Annotated in this window: 8 protein-coding genes; 1 reads left to right on the top strand and 7 read right to left on the bottom strand. The window is 31.3% G+C overall.

Translation table 11 applies throughout. The annotated features are described in order from the left end of the window. Positions 1-70: 70 nt before the first annotated feature. The 7 genes from WHD08_RS00840 to WHD08_RS00810 all read right to left on the bottom strand — a co-directional run bounded on the left by WHD08_RS00840 (position 71) and on the right by WHD08_RS00810 (position 11,750). Positions 71-232, bottom strand: coding sequence for a hypothetical protein (locus tag WHD08_RS00840; protein WP_208889605.1), 162 nt, complete (start codon positions 230-232; stop codon positions 71-73). Positions 233-564: 332 nt separating this feature from the next. Then, positions 565-1,323, bottom strand: a complete 759-nt coding sequence (locus WHD08_RS00835; protein WP_208889606.1) for a DUF6250 domain-containing protein — start codon at positions 1,321-1,323, stop codon at positions 565-567. Continuing rightward, on the bottom strand, positions 1,324-2,958 hold the full coding sequence (locus tag WHD08_RS00830) for a GH39 family glycosyl hydrolase (RefSeq protein ID WP_208889607.1): 1,635 nt from the start codon (positions 2,956-2,958) through the stop codon (positions 1,324-1,326). A 43-nt stretch (positions 2,959-3,001) separates the two neighbouring features. Further along, the gene (locus WHD08_RS00825) at positions 3,002-4,450 is read right to left on the bottom strand and encodes a glycoside hydrolase family 30 protein (protein WP_208889608.1); all 1,449 of its coding nucleotides are present in this window, start codon (positions 4,448-4,450) and stop codon (positions 3,002-3,004) included. Positions 4,451-4,477: 27 nt separating this feature from the next. Further along, a complete protein-coding gene (locus WHD08_RS00820) occupies positions 4,478-5,977 on the bottom strand; it encodes a sialate O-acetylesterase (protein WP_208889609.1) in 1,500 nt (499 codons plus the stop codon). A 477-nt stretch (positions 5,978-6,454) separates the two neighbouring features. Beyond that, positions 6,455-9,352, bottom strand: coding sequence for a DUF7594 domain-containing protein (locus WHD08_RS00815; RefSeq protein ID WP_208889610.1), 2,898 nt, complete (start codon positions 9,350-9,352; stop codon positions 6,455-6,457). A 91-nt stretch (positions 9,353-9,443) separates the two neighbouring features. Continuing rightward, the gene (locus WHD08_RS00810; protein ID WP_208889611.1) at positions 9,444-11,750 is read right to left on the bottom strand and encodes a T9SS type A sorting domain-containing protein; all 2,307 of its coding nucleotides are present in this window, start codon (positions 11,748-11,750) and stop codon (positions 9,444-9,446) included. 683 nt (positions 11,751-12,433) lie between these two features. Here WHD08_RS00810 and WHD08_RS00805 point away from each other — a divergent pair. After that, a complete protein-coding gene (locus tag WHD08_RS00805; protein ID WP_208889612.1) occupies positions 12,434-17,158 on the top strand; it encodes a carbohydrate-binding protein in 4,725 nt (1,574 codons plus the stop codon). The last annotated feature ends 200 nt before the right edge of the window (positions 17,159-17,358 follow it).

Below are 17,358 nucleotides of genomic sequence, written 5' to 3'. Positions count from 1 at the left end.
GAGTGCAAAAGTTAGAAATTAAGTATATATAATTATTTTGTTGCTTTTATTCAGACCTTTAATGATTCAATTAATTTCTGTTTTGAAAAGGAAACCATTTTAACACGAATGTTAAACCTACTGCACACAAAACTCCAGATAAAATACTAATTATATTATTTTCCTCATAAAAATAGCTAGCAATACCTCCTAAAATTATAATCCCAATTCCAATTATTTGTAACTTATTCATAAATTTGTTTCAACTTTCATTCCAATAGAGTAATAACTCAATAAATTGAAATATTTATCATTATTGTAAATATATTAATTCTACTTTTAATTTTCAGAGTCTTTTTTTTTAATGATACCAACTCTATTTTTCATAAACATTATAAAAAAACTTCACCCTTGGCGTAAGACTTAAATAAACATCTAAAAGATTTCTAATTAAAACATTACGAAACTTCACAAATAAAACACTATTTAAATAGTTACCAACAAAAAAAAACGAACCTTAAATAGGGCTCGTTTTTTTTTAAAATTAGTTTTTATCTAAAAAAAACTTAGTCTTAAATTAAGTGTTTAATCTTTATTGTTTAAATAAGACAATTGAAAGACTTTAAAGTTATCTACAGTCATGTGATTTTTTACAGTTCTAAGACCAAAATATCCAGAAGTATAAGGATTTGTATCTTTAAAATCTACAAATAATTCATTATCTCTATAATATTGAATCACTCCATTATGTGCTATAATTTTTATATGATAAGACCTATTGCCTTCTAACATAAACTTGACATTTTTTAGATCATTTTCTGGTAATAATGGTCTTTCTCCATTACCAACATATCTTCTAAACCTTGTTGTTCCATTGTCATTACCACCAACTCCCATGTAGTACAACTGTAGGCTATCATAATTAGAAAACTTCCCTCCTCTTTTTTCTGAGTTAGCAAACAAATCTTGCACATTTTCTGGATCCGAAGCCATCCAAAAACAATTTAAATCAGAAACACGATCATTAGGTCCTCCATTCTCTATTAAAAAAACATCGTATTCTATTTGAATAGAGCCAGAAAATTTTTCTTTTAACCAAACTGTACATCCAGAAACATCATCGATTACCAATTTACTATCCTCTACCTCTACGGTTCCATTAGGCATTTGTTCAACTTTCCAATTAATTAAAGCATCTGTAAAGTTCTCTTCGAAAATAAGTTTTTTTTGTAACTTTTCTCCTTTAACAGTTACGGTATCATTATTATTAGAACAGGCACCTAGCATCCCAATAATTAGAGACGCTAGCAACAATACTCTTCCTTTTACAATATATTTTCTCATTTAATTTATTTGTTGAATTAACACCAAACTCCAAGGAGTTATTTGATGATCTATAGTTAATACCCCATTTTTATCTGCTTTTACATATGATGTTTTCATTGTATTTGCATATTCTTTCATCAATTTAATTTCTTCTCTTGTTGGTGGTTCTGGTTTTCCCATATCCTCCCAAAAATTATGAATATTTCCATGATCTTTATCTAAAATTTCCATTTTAAATAGTGTTCCTGCTTTTAATCCTTTTAAAGAAAAGTTTAATGCTTTATTTGTCCCTTTTTCTCTTTTATCTCTACCAGAAGGTACAGCATTTTCATATTCTTCCGGATAATTATATGCTAAAGCTACAACATTACCATTAGACGATTTTTTACTTACAAATAAATAATCATCCTTATATAATTTTTGATCACCTAATTGGTGTAACATTCTGTATGCATGATACGATGGTTTTACCAAACCTTGAAAGTTTATCATACCAAAACCTCCATGAAATATACTTGATGCTCCTCCTTTTTCTTCAAAAATATCAGTAAAAGTCCACAAAGCTAAAGAATTAGTTAAACCAATACAATCTAAATTAGATTTTACAATATAAGCTGCAGCAGGCAAACGATCATGCATATCATCTCTACTACTTGGACTTGTATGCCATTCTGTAAGGTGTATTTCTATATCCGGAAAAGCACTTTCTTTTACTGTTTTATTTATCCACTCTAAATCTTCTTTTACAGATTGCACATGTCTTGTTAATCCTTTTCCTTTTCCTGTTTCTGGATTAAAAGCATAATCTGTTGGGTAAGGATGACAGCTGATAAAATCTACTGGCAAATTTTCTTTTTTACAATACTCTAAAAAATCTTCAATCCATACACCATGCCAATCTAAAGTATTAATATCCTTTGCTGCAAAAACTGCTTCAGAAGCTTCATCATCAATTATTTCTCCATCAAAACGTGTATCTGGCACAAAATTACTTGTAGATGGTCCACCAACTTTTAATCGATTATCTACAGATCTAACGGCTGTTACAGACTGTTTATACAATTCAAAATATTGAGATTTTGTTCCGTCCCAAAATAATTTATATAAATTAGGTTCGTTCCAAACCTCAAAATACCACGTTAAAACCTCATCAATTCCGTAACGATCTACACAGTGTTGTGTAAAAGCTTTTACTAAATCGTGGAATTTTTCAAAAGACTGCTCATCTGGTGTAATATTTGCTTTCCACCAAAAAACAGTTTTAGAATCTTTAGCCGCCATACTTGTTGGTAAAAAAGCCAATTCTACAAAAGGTTTTACTTTTAAATCTAACATTCTATCAAATAAATCATCAATATATTGCCAGTTATAAACTGTTTTTCCTTTTTCTATAATTACCGGAAACATATCATCATGAAAAATTCCATGAAAACGAACATATTCAAATCCTGCATTTTTTTGAACTTGCTCTAATTGTTCTAACCAACCAGCTCTTAAACCTTCATTAGCTCTACCAGCACCAACCATTTTACTCCAATAATGATCAAAAACTTCTCCGTCTTTTTTTACATCAACTTTAATATTTTTTTGTGCGTTAACCATAAAGGCAAAACCAAAAATTAATCCAAAAATTATCTTTTTTATTATATTCATTTTTATATTTATTTTAGTGAGTTTTATTTTTAATAGACTGATATTATTCTGTAAGAACAATAGTATTAATTGATTTTGCTTCTACCTTTACAGTAACTGATTTACTACCAATTTTTAAATTTAAAGTATCTACAGATTCTTTAGGGTTATAGGCTAATACCACTACTCTACCATCTTTTAATTGAAATGCCATGTGATTTTTTCCTTCGGATGATTTTAAATAATGATCTCCTGGTTGTACAAAATGAGACAAATGTTTAAACAAATAAAACTCATCTGTATAAGTAACGTTTTTGGATGCTTTATCTACAACTACCATAGAGTTTTGAGGCCAACCCCAAGCACTTTTTCCTGTTTCATCTAAAACCATATTCCAATACATATAAGAACCTGAGCCATTATTAAAATAATGCACAAGGTCTTTCCAAGATCTTTCTACAGAAGTCCAATCATTTTCATGTTCTCCACATTTATTTTCTGTTTGCATCAACTTTAAATCTGGAAATTTTTTATGTACAGTTGGTATTGCTTTTGCACCTCCCCATTGAAAACCTGCTCCAGAAATATAATCAGCTGTAGATTTGTAATCTAAAATTGTTTTTACATAATTAGGATTACTAGAGTTTACAGTACCTAACCAAATTTCTGTATTTAATTTATCATTTTTAAATTGAGGACCTAAAAAATCATTAATAAAATACGCCATATCTTCTGGTCTCCAAGTACAACTTGGCCAGTTTGGTTGAAATGCGACTTCATTTTGCGGCATAATTGCAAACAAATTAACTCCTGCTTCTTTATAAGATTTTACAAACTTAGAAAAATACAATGCATACGCTTTTAAATACCTTTCTTGCATTTTAAAAGCTGTTGCATTATTATTGATTTCTGCTCCAAGATTCATTTTATTTCCTTCAATAGCATTTTCAAAATTGCCGCTTCTCATTGCGTAATGTTCGTTTACTTTCATCCATGCTGGCGGAGACCAAGGCGATGCCCATATTTGCAAATCTGGATTTACTTTTAACGCTTCTTTTAAATACGGAATTAAGATATATTTATCTCTGTCAATATTAAAATCTCTCATTTCAAAATCTTCTGGTACATCGTTACTCGAGTAATAACTTAACGCATAATCAGAGGCTCCAATCGGAATTCTACACATAGAAAAATTGGCTCCTTCTTTAGAAAATAAATCTTTAAAAACTTGTTTAGATGCTTCTTTTGGCAAGGCACTTAAAGCATCCCAACCTAACTCATTAAAAGCCCCACCAACGCCATCTATTTCTTGCAATAACGTATCTGTATAAATTGTGATATTTGTTGCTGTAGTATTGTCTTTTTGTAAAAATCGTTTTGCTTTAACCCAACGTTTTGTTGCTGTACTGTACGTTAAATCTACTTTCTGAGCAAAAGACACATTACTTACAGATATCAAAGCTACTAATACTAAAGGTTTTAAACTTTGTTTATATAAATTACATTTAATCATATTAATCTTTTTTTTAATGATAATCAATTACTTTTCTGTACTAAATATAGCTGCAGGTAACCCTTCTATATTATATAAATTTGCGCCTTCTGGGTTTGCAGCCCAAGCATAACGAACTTCTTTTGGCTTTAAAACATTTTCACTCCAAACTTCTATTTTGTTTTTAGAAATTATTTTAGCATTTGCTTTTATCCAAATACCCTTTTCGTTTAGAACTTCAAACCTTTTTAAAGGTTGATTAACGGCTACAGCATCATTTAATAATTCTTTAGAAGCAGTCATTAAACCAGAACCAACTTCTTTAAATTTAATTTGAATTTTATTCTTTACAATCTTTTTAGATTGATACAAAGGTCCGCTTACAGCAGGTATTCTTATGTTATAATCTTTCTCTAAAGCCCATAATGCTAATCTTTTTCCTGCATCCATTTTATTATGTGGATGTATATCTTTAGGTTCACCAATATCATACAAAACAGCCATTCCTGTATTTTTTACTTTTAAGGTTCTTCTTAACTGATCATTAACCGTAGACCATCCTAAATCATTCTTTTTAGAACTTCTATTACATGCAGCCAATTGAGCCCAATAAAAGGGAAAATCTCCTTGTGCCCATTCTGCTCTCCAACTACGTATCATTGTTGTTAAATAATTTTCATATTCTTCTGGTAAATACCCAGCATTACTTTCTCCTTGATACCAAATTGATCCTTTAATTGCATATGGAATTATTGATGACAACATGCCATTATGTAATGTCGCTTCTAACTGCATATTATCCTTCGGATTTTTTAAAGGTTTAGGTTTTCTGCCTTTTTCTCCGTTTTGTGTCCAAATTTTTATTTTTTTCTGATATTCTAAATCAACATAATCTTTGGCTTCCATTTTCTTTATAGTTGCTTTAGATTTAACTCTACTTGCTTCAAAATAAGCTTTCATATTTTCATCTTCTAAATACGCTTCTTCAGATAACCAAGGTTGAATTCTGGTTCCTCCCCAGGAGCATTCTAATAAACCAATAGGAACATCAACTTGTTTGCGTATCTCTTTTGCAAAGAAATATCCTGTTGCAGTAATCTTACCAATATCTTCTGGGTTTACAGAAACCCAATTCCCTTTAAAGTTCTTTTTCTTATCGAACAAAGAAGTAGTTTGTGGTACTTCTATGTGTCTAATCCAATTGTCATTTGCCGTTTTAACTTCATTTCTAATATAGTTTACTAAAGGCTGATGTTTTGGATCTTTTGCATCATTTAAAAATTTAGACATTGCAAAATCCATATTAGACTGTCCGGTACATAACCAAACATCTCCAGATAATATATCTTTAATTACAATTCTATTTTTAGAGTAAACAGTAATATTGTGTGGTCCGCCTGCTTTTGGTGTTTTTAAAAACGCCTTCCAATTACCTTTCTTATCTGTTATTACTTGTGCATTTGCGCCCCAACTAGTCTCTATAGTTACAATTTCATTAATATCTGCCCAACCCCATATAGGTACGGTTGCATCTCGTTGAATAACCATATGGTCTGAGAAAAGTGCATGTACTTTTACATTAGCTAAAAGCAATTGTGTACAACTAAAAAACAATATATTTATTAGAAGATAACGTTTAAAAAAACAATTTATAATACTTCTTAAATTCATAGTTAAATGTGACTTTATTATATTTTATGATGAAACTCATTTACAGGTTTTAATCCATAGAAAAGCTTTATTTTATTTACTTATGTAATATTATAGAATCATTATTAAAATCCATATAAATTATAATTACTAGACTATAACTTATTACTCATTTTAATTATAATAGCTACTTAATCCTTTTAAATGCTGATATTTCTTCAAAATAAATTTTTTAATATCTTTTTATTTTACAACTAAACAGCACAAACTAAAATAACAAGAAGCACTAAAAAACGATCTATTTTATTGAATTTAATTCAACAAAAAACGAAGCTAAATAGCTTCGTTTTTATATATAAATTATCTAATCAGTAATTATAACTTCACAATTTTTTTATTCATTATTTTAGATGAATCTTTAATTGTTAAAATATAAATACCACTATTAAACTTAGATAAATCTAATTGAGATTTGGTAGATTCTAACTTCATTTTTAATACTTCTTGTCCGTTAATAGTACTCAATATAACTTCTGATTCTTCCAAATTAAAATTTGCTGACAATAAAGAAATATTAAGTATATTTTTAATTGGGTTAGGATATAATGCAACAGCTATTTCTTCATTATCTAAACTTAAAGAAGAATCGTAATATTCTATAATTAATTCTGGAGCAAGATTTAAATCACTTTCCTTACTATAATAATCGATTCCAATACCACTATCTGCAGGATCTCTTACAGCAAAAGTCACCATTTTATCATTATTATATTCTTGAGCAACGTATGACGATACTTCCCACTCATTCCAAGTAGAAGGCGTTGTAATAATACTAGACCTTTCATTTTCAAACGCAGGTTTATTATTCCATGTTATTTCAGATTCTATCCAATTATCATCTGCAACATCATAAACTGTACGCGTATCTGTAAAGCTAGTTCGTTGATACATTCTTAGTTTTGTCGAAATAATTGGTCCTGGTATAGATTTTAAATCAAATTTTAAATAAATAAAACGTGCAGACAATTTTGTAACCATACTTCCTCCATCACCAAAATTAGAATTTGATTTACTTTCATGAACATAACTATCTGCATCTACAATTAAGGTTTTTGTACCTCCTATTTCATTTACAACATCTAATTCTTGCGTTACAGCTATCGCTGGATTATAGGATTCATTACCAATTTGATTTGCTGTTATTATCGTTCTTCCACTACCTACAACATGTATTTTACCATCTACTACAGTTGCTACTGAAGGAGCTGAACTTGAATAACTAACCTCTAAACCAGAACTTGCTTTGGCTGCTGGATTAAAATCTTCTGTTCCTACTACTTTATGTGAAAGCGTAAAAAATTGAATATCTTGATCTTCTTTTACTGTTGCTGTTTTAGAAAGTTTAAAGTTATCTAATTTAAAAGCTTCAGATGTTCCTGAAAACTCAATCTTTAAGCTTTGTACACCTTTGTTCAATAATATATCTTCAGCAATTACAATTGTTTTCCAATCTGAATCTCCTGTAGAATTAGATGCATCAAACGGAACTATTACATCTCCGGTTTTATCTTCTCCTGCAAAATTAAATTTTATGGTTCCATCTGCTTTAGAAGCGGCATAAGTTATAGTCATATTATAAATAGCTGTTTCTGTAACCGAAATTGTATACGTAAGCCATTCTCCAGATTCTATAGATGTAATTGCATAGTTTTCATCTCCTAAATCTTCCATATCAACGTTATCGAAAGCACGATAGTTTCCTTCTGAATTCCCTATAGATTTATCATGATACACACGTCCTTCTCCTTTTTTAATCGGATCATAATCAAAATTTTCCGCTTCAATGGTATTAATTATATCATGCATTGTATAAATAGGCAAACCTTCTAAAGTAAAACCACTTATTGGGTCTCCAAAACAATACATAGGTCTACGAGCAGAAAGTGCTCCCCAACCAATAGCATCGTTAGTCCAACCGGCATCTTCATAACCTGATAATTCTATTGCTTTATCACGAGCTCTAATAATCCATTTAACCTCTTCTTCCGATTTTAAACCTCTTCCTAAATAATGAGCTATTGGCATTTCAAAAACTGGTCGAATACCACTAAATTCTCCTACTCCAATCGGACTCATCGCTTTAGAGTACCATCTTCCTGTTCTATCAAACCCCTCTTTAAATTCCCCTGAACTTACTGTTGGTACCCATGGAGTTAATTGATCATCAAAAGACGCTATTGCAGATACGTTATACCTCATGTTATATTCTAACCCAAGTAATAATCTATCATCTGTAAACCCGTAAAGATCTTCTCCTTGATTCCAAGCCATTTCTGCCATAGATGTTAATAAACCTATACCAAAAGCTGTATGTTGTTGGTCTCTTGAGCTTTCTTGACATTGACCATTATCATCTATATAATTTACCATAAGTTCATTATACCCATAATCTTCAATATCATAGCCTCTTGTAATACTATACGTATCTGCATAATCGTTAGTATCTGTAATTTCTTTACTTGTATTTGGACCTGCAGGATACGCCAAATCATCTGCTCTGTGTGGTTCTCCTTTAACATATCTTAAAGCGCGATCGTACATAATTTCATTATCTAAAAAAATACCCATAGCCATAACTGTACGCCAACCAGAAAGTCCTTGGTTTCCATGCCTAACAGGATCCCCTTGAAAAGCTTGCCAATAAAAAGAACCATATGAATTTGATATACCTTCTGGAATTTCTGTATTTGAATATCCAGGAAATACCAACATATCTTCAAATTTTTTCCTATCACTATCAGACCAACCTGTATAAGTGTTTTTAACAATTTCTGCAGCTTCGATCATAATATAAGCAACACCACCACTTAAAGACGTTGTTCCATTACTTGTTACAGATTCAATATTTACCCATGCATTAAAAATTTCGATAGCTTTATCTGCATGTCTACTATCTCCCTCAATATACCAACGCATGGCATTGTAATAGGCAGCTCTAATATCACTATTCCAAGCACTGTAATTAGTCCCATTATCACGACCTAATTCCGTAAAAGAAAGATTTCCTTTAACAGTGTAATCATATGCTGATTTTGAATCGGAAACCATTTGATTATAAGAAGAAAACCAAGGATCTATTTCTGCTTCTACCATAGCTTTCATTCGATCTAAATCGGATGTTTTATGCGTAATTCCTGGGTGTACAAACTGTGCTTGAATTGTATTTATTACTGTAAAGCACAGAATTGTTAAATAAATTATATTTTTTTTCATTATAGAATAATTTTAAGACAAACCTTTTAATCTTCCATTCAAAACAAAATCATAATAAGATTAATGGTTTTCTTTTATTTATATTTTAAAATTAGTTTTTAACCACTTTTAAAACTTTTGAATTTTGGTTTCCTTGTACAGAAATCATATAAATTCCTTTTGATAAATGGCTCATATTAATATCTAATTCTATTTGTTCGTTAGCTATAGATCCGCTTGATGTAGTTCTACCATTAATATCAAAAACAGTATACCTATTAAACTCAGATGCTGGCATATGAAGAGTAACTTTATCATTTACCGGATTTGGATAAAAACGTAAAGCGTTACTTTTATTTATCTCCTTAGAAACAGAAAGTGTTCTACTTGGTAATGCATAAATTGCATCGGTATTTATATTTGCTCCAGTAACATCTGTTACTTTAAGCCAATACCAATACTCGGTTTCATTTTCTACGCTACTATCTGTAAAAGATCCTCCGGTTACACCATTTGCTACTAATTTACGTCCGCTTGCATTAGAATCTGTATCTCTAAAAATACCTACATTTTGAACATTTATATCTTGAATATCCCAATTTAGAGTCACAAATTCATTTCCTGCCACTGTGGTTAGTGTAATTTTTGGCTCCATAAGAACTGGAGTTGCATTAACGGCTTCTGAATTTGTACTAACTCCAGACACATCTGTTGCTTTAATCCAATACCAATATTCTGTGTCATTTTCTGCGGTATTATCCGTATAACTATCACCAGAAACGTTATTTGCTATTGAAACTCTACCACTTGGGTCTGAATCTGTATCTCTAAAAATATCTTGATCTCCTAAAGTGATATCTTTTAATTCCCATTTAAGTAAAACGGCATTATTAGCAGGGTAAGCATTAAGTATTACACTTGGATTTGGCACTGCTGGCGTTAAATTTACAGCATTAGAATCTGTACTTTCTCCAGAAATATCTGTAGCAACAATCCAATACCAATATTCGGTACCATTTTCTACAGTTTCATCTGTATATGTTTCACCTTCAATATTACTAGCTAATAAGGTTCTTGTAGTAGCATCTGAATCTGTATTTCTATATACTTCCTGATTACCTAAAATGATTCCTTCCATCTCCCAGTTTAAGATTGCTTTACTATCGCCTTTTAATGCTGTAAGAATAATTAATCCATCTACATTTACTGCAGTTGCACTTGCTACATTAGAGTTTATTGAACCATTTTCATCAGAAGCTTTAACCCAATACCAATAGGTTACTCCATTTTCTGCATTTGTATCAACATAATTAACACCTTCAACTTTTGATGCAATTAATTTACGCCCACTTGGATTTGAATCTGTATCTCTAAACACATCTTGTCTTACTGGAATCATATTTTTAAGTCCCCAATCTAAAAAGATCATATCATCTCCAGATACAGCAGACAAGCTTACGCTTTTAGTATCATCATACACACAACTTATACTTTCATCTGTGGTGTTACCTGATTGTAATACTGCATTAGGTAGACTATAATCAGTTCCATTTCCGTAAGAATTATTATCATAAACAATTCCTGTAGCTCCATTTACACCACGAATACCATCTAAAACATTGTTAGAAACACAGTTTCTTTTGATATCTATATTGGTTGTTGGTACTCCTTCTGAATTAGCAAGGATTCCTGCATTACCATTATTATTAACAATACAATCATGCACTAAATATCCATCTGTATTTGCCGCACGAACACCTCTAAAATAGTTTCCAGACATATTACAGTTATAGATATTAATATCTTCACTGTAAGAAATATTAATACCGTTACCTGTAATAGAATTAATAAATTGACTATTTTTTACTTCTGCACCATATACACGTCTTAAATACATATTATGTGCATAGCCTTCTTTGGTTATTGCACCATTACCTTCAAACAAGCAATCTTCTACAACTAATTTTTTAGCTCCTTTAATATGTACTCCCCAACCTGTATTATAGCAATGTACGTTAAGAATCTTTATACTATTGTGATCTACTCCTTGAGAAGTAATTTGTATACCTCCGCCACTTACACTATTAATACCTTCAATAGCTAAGTTTTGAATAACAAGGTTAACTAATCCTTCAGAATCGGCTATAATAATCTGAATATGATCGTTCGTTTTTATTAAACTTTCTCGGTAACCTTCTCCTTGTAAAGTAACATTACTTTTCATTCTTAAAGGTACTGTTACAATGTGTGTTCCTTTTGCTAAAGTAACAATACCACCTCCGCTATCTGCTACAATATTTATTGCGTTTTGAATGTCTCCTCCTAAAGGTACATTTTCATCTGCAGCTTTTAGTGATGTTGGTAAAAAAGTAAAGAAAGCGATAAGCATCGTAAACTTTAAAAAGTAATGTTTTTTCATAATTAAATAGTTTTAGGTTAACATAAAATGATGAGATAAAAGGAAAATAAAGTTTTTAGAAACTCTAGCATACAGATTATCATAATGCATTTTTAAATTTATATAAAACTATAATATGCTAATTTTAAGACCTATAAATTATAGTTCTTTTAATATAACTTATCATTAAATTGAAGAAAATAGACACTAAATCTGATAAATAAAATCGTAGAAATTAATAATAAACACTAAACAAAAAAAGTGAAATTATAATTTAGAAAAAAGAATTCTACTTATTTAAAGTTTAAAAGAAGAGTTTTAGTTGAATTTTCAAAAGTTTCTTTTTTTATCAATAGTATTTACAAAAAAACCTATACTTTTTTCTCTCCTCCTAAAAAAAAAAACGTAAAACATCAAAAAATCAACACTTTACTATGTAAAAAACTATAAAGAGTAATAAATTATAAATATTGAACAATGTATTATAGTTGTAAAACTATTAATTAAATAATTTTAAAAGAGCTCTTTATATGTTTATGAATACAAAAAAAAGAGCATCAATCATATTTATATTTTGTTTAGAGTTAGGTTCTTTTTTTTATTGATTTTATCATCTATAATCTCTACTAAAATAGGTTTATAAAAATCTACACGTATCTAACATTAAATAAAAAATAAATTTAATTTAATTTAACACATTTAGTATGGAAACAAAATTCACAAAGTATGCCATGAAAACACATGGAAAATTAGTAGTAAAAACTAAAATTTTATTTACCCTCTTTTTTTTATCTATTAGCAGTATTTCTTATTCTCAAGTTACTGTTAACTCTTTAACGGAACTCCTGCCATATCTAAAGCAAGATAATGTAAAAGTAACCTTAACACCCGGTACTTATACTGTTACTCCAGAAGATATTCAAAACGGATTATTTCCTGATTACACAGAATTCTTAGGTAGAAAAAATTATGTACTCTTATTAATATCAGGTAATAATAGTGTTTACGATTTTACAGGCGTTACTATTAATGTAGAAACTGCAGTATTTAATGCATACTCTGGTTCTTATGATAATTTTTATGAGGTTCAAACAACAGGTAACAACAATGTTCTTAAAAATTTAACTTTAGTAGACTTAGGTAGTGTTAATGATTTTCCTAAAAACGGTGCCTGTAATATTACCATGGATGGATCCTTCAATAGAATTGAAGGTTTTCATATTACAGCAAAAGGATCCTTTCCTTATGGCTATGGAGATGCTTTTGGTAAAGGAGGTACTTACACCATTAAACACAACAAACATAGTGCATTCTTAATTCGTGGTGAATCTAACCATGCAAAAGGCGTTACTATAATTCATAGAACCTACGGACATTGTATGTTTATGCAAGCTGCAAATAATCCTATAATAGAGGATTGTTATTTAGAAGGAGAAATGCGATCTACAGACGATATGCTAGCTGAAGCAGGTACAGGTTCACCTGCCGATTTAATCGATTTTTATACCGTTTGGGGTTATAAATTACCTCCTGGTTATATGAAAAGTACGGGGGAAGCTGGTATACGTGCCTATAATGGTGGAGAGACTATTATAGATGGAGTAGAATACAGCAGAGGAACAAATAACGTAACCGTAAAAAACTGTACAATTAAAAACTTAAGAACAGGAGTTACATTGGCTCATGCTACAGGTACTAAATATGTAGAAGGGACCACAGCAATTGGTTGTGAAAACGGATTCTCTTTAGGAACGGGAACTGTAGTCGATTCTTATGCAGATTGTGCCTATGGCCCTGTATATTCTTCAACCTATACAAATGATAAAAATTTTGATGCCGAAATCACTATTATTCCTGCAGAAGGTCCTTATTATAATGGAGAAGGTAGTGTTGCTTATATTGGTGGAAGTAATCATAACATTGTTCTAAAAAGCGCTCCTGGTTTAGTTTTAGATCAAGACTTAAAAATTAAGTTCGGTGGCGAAAGAAATCACATTAGTACGTTAGGAAACAGCTTAAATAACCAGGATGATTTTACTGCAAGTACTATTCAAATTGATAACCAAACCAACTTTGCTGTACACTTAAGTGAAGATACGTCTTATATTACTGGACAATCTGGTGGGATGGTAACCGATTTAGGTCAGAATAATAATGTTGTACATACTGCTGTTTCTGTTTCAAAAATTGAAGCTGAAGATTATATTAATATGGAAGGTGTTTCTGTTGAAGACACTACAGATGACGATGGAACAAATCAGGTTACAAACATTGCTTCTGGAGATTGGGTAGAATACGACATCGATGTACAATTAAGCGGAACGTATACTATAGGTTACCGTATTGCTAGTGCAAACTCAGGCGAATTCACATTAACCTCTGGCGATGATACTTTAGAACAAGTAAGTTTTGATGCCACAGGAGATAATGCGACTTGGACAACCATAAACTCTGCAACACCATTCTTTTTAGAATCAGGAACACATACCTTAAGAATTACATCGCAAAGTGCCGATTGGAATTTTAATTGGCTAGATCTCGCTTTAGAATGTGCTGTAGTTCCTATAGATCCTTTTGTAGAAGAATTGAATGCCTTAGGTATTTCATTAAGCTTAACTGAAGATACAGATTTAGATGTTTTCCCAGGAAATACAGCCCGATTACAACCTCAACCTGAATTTGGTGGAAACTGGAATTGGACAGGTCCAAATGGCTTTACATCTAACGCACGTATTGTAGAAATCACAAATATTGATGCCACAGCTGCTGGTGAATATAACGTAACTTACACTAATGATTGCGGACAAATAGTTGCAGAAACATTTATTATTACGTTACAAGGCAGTCTTACCATAGAAGGAGAAGCCTATTCTGATATGAGCGGTGTAGAAACAGAAACTACCACAGATACTAGTGGAGCAGATCAAGTTACCGCGATCGAAGCTAACGATTGGATGGAATATACATTCAACATCGAAAAATCGGCGACTTATGCTTTTAGTTTTCGTGTTGCTAGCGCTTCAGAAGATGGTGATTTTAGTATGCAATTAAATGGAGAAGATCTACAACAAGTAACGTTTCCTGCTACAGGAAGTGCATCAACTTGGACGACTGTAAATGCGCCTGCTGCATACCTTGCCGCAGGAACGCATACATTAAAATTAACATCTAATTCATCAGATTGGCTTTTTAACTGGATGCTTTTACAAGGCGAAGATTTTGTAAATCCATGCGCACTTCCTTTCAACCCTGATGTTTTTACTGTTCAAAATGAAGAAAAAGAATGGACTTCTGGTTTAATAGATATTAGTTGTGTATCTAGTGTAAACGCTTATATCACCTTTTCAGGAACAGAAACATTAACGTCGGCAGACTATCTTAATATGTATTATAAATTAGATGGCGGAGCACGTATGTCTATTTCTGAAAACACAGGTATTCCTTCTGAAACTGCTGGAGCTGTAACGGGATTAACAGGACAAACTATAGAGTTAATTATTGAAGGAAAATCGACTAGCGCTGATAACGTGTATACCATTTCAAAAATAAACATCGTAGAATCTACAGATCCTTTTGTAAAAATTGAAGCTGAAGATTTTACAGACTCCAGTGGTCCAAAAATTGGAAACAATAGCGATGAAGGTGGCGGACAAAATTTAGGGAGTATTAAACCTGGACACTGGAGCATGTATGCCGGTCTGGATTTAACAAATGTAAAAAGTATAAACGCGCGTTTATCTACTCAATACGACGATGCAAAGGTAGAAGTACGTATAAATGCACCAGACGGAATGCTTATTGGAGTTATAGACGTTCCAAATACAAAAAATTGGAATATTTATGAAACAGCAAGCGCATATATTGAAGATGTTACAGGTATTTACGATGTATATTTAATTTATACAACTACAGAAAGTTCTAATGTATGTAACATCAATTGGTTCCAGTTTTCTGATGCTTTTGTAAGAGCTCCAATAGATCCATTCTCTCAGTTTGAAGCAGAATATTTCGATTCAGAGGAGGGAACACAAACAGTGACAACTACAGACAAAACAGGAACAGACCAAGTTGGAGATATTCAAGATGGCGACTGGATTATGTTTAAAGGTTTAAATATAACAGATGCCTATAGTTTAGATTTAAGAGTTGCAAGTGCTAGTGATAATGCGAAAATTGAACTTAGATTAGATGCTCTAGATGGACAACTATTTTCATATATAGATGTACCAAATACAAGCGCTAACGATTCTTGGACGACCATTTCGGTAACGCTAAAAGCAGTTTCTGGCGAACACGATATTTATATGATTTTTAAAGGAGAAGGAAACGACCTAGTTAATCTAAACTGGATGCAATTCAAGCTTTACCAAAATCCTTTTGAAAGATTAGAAGCTGAAGATTACGACAACCAGCAAGGAGACCCTAGTGTAAAAACAACTCCAGATGTAGATGGTGGAGAAGATTTAAGAAGTATCGTTCCTGGAGATTGGGTTATGTTTAACGACGTAGATCTAACTGGAGTTAAAAGTGTAAGTGCGCGTATAGGTTCCGTTTACAACGATGCATTTATTGAAGTTAGAACGGGTGCTGCAGATGGTGAACTTATTGGCATTATTAACCTATATGACACTGGAGGTTGGTACAATTATGAAACGGTAAGCGGAAATATTACCAGCATTGAAGGAACGCATGATGTCTATTTTATTTTCAGTACAGAAACCAGTAAGAATGTTTGTAATATAAACTGGTTCCATTTTTCAAGTTTAGAAATTATAGATTCATATGAGCCTTTTGTAAGAATTGAAGCTGAAGATTACAGTTTATCTAAAAGCATACAAACTACAGTTACAACTGATGTAGATGGTGAAGATGAAGTCAGCGATTTACAAAACGAAAATTGGGTTATGTACAACGATTTAGATATTAGTGCTGCCGCTTCTATCTCTTTAAGATTGGCTTCTATGTATGCGGGAAATAGTGTAGAGATACGTTTAGACGATTATAACGGAACACTTATTTCTACTCTAACGGTACCAAATACAGGAGGTTTAACGACATGGGCAACCATTTCTAAAAACATAACTACAGTAGAAGGGACTCATGATATTTACCTTGTATTTAAAGGAGATTCAGAAAATCTTGGAAACATAAATTGGTTAATGTTTAATGAAGACTCAGTATTATCGATAGATGACAATGACTATCAGACTGTATTTATGTATCCTAATCCCGTAACTAATATTTTAAACATTAAAAATGGAATGGGTGCTAAAGTAGATATATATGATATTACAGGAAAACAAATACTTTCTAAACAAGTTATTTCTAACGAGCAAACGATTAATTTAAGTCGCTTTGCTAACGGATTATATCTTGTTAAAATGGAAAATGAAGGTAAAGTAACCGTTAAAAAGATAATGAAGCAATAAGCAGAGTTATTTACAATATCTTATTTAAAGACTGTCTGAAAAGGCAGTCTTTTTTTGTGCGAAATTTTCAAGTATTGATAATTTCCTGTTTTATAATTCTTTATGTACTAGAATCTGTTTAAAGCTAATTTTTAATTTGATTGCAATAATTAGAAAGACACACTTCTTGTAATTTTGATAACAGATGAACACAATTAACC

This window comes from Polaribacter sejongensis, assembly GCF_038024065.1.
Classification (GTDB): domain Bacteria; phylum Bacteroidota; class Bacteroidia; order Flavobacteriales; family Flavobacteriaceae; genus Polaribacter; species Polaribacter sejongensis.
Note: the sequence above shows the minus strand (reverse complement) of the source record. Positions and strands in the feature narration are given on the sequence as shown.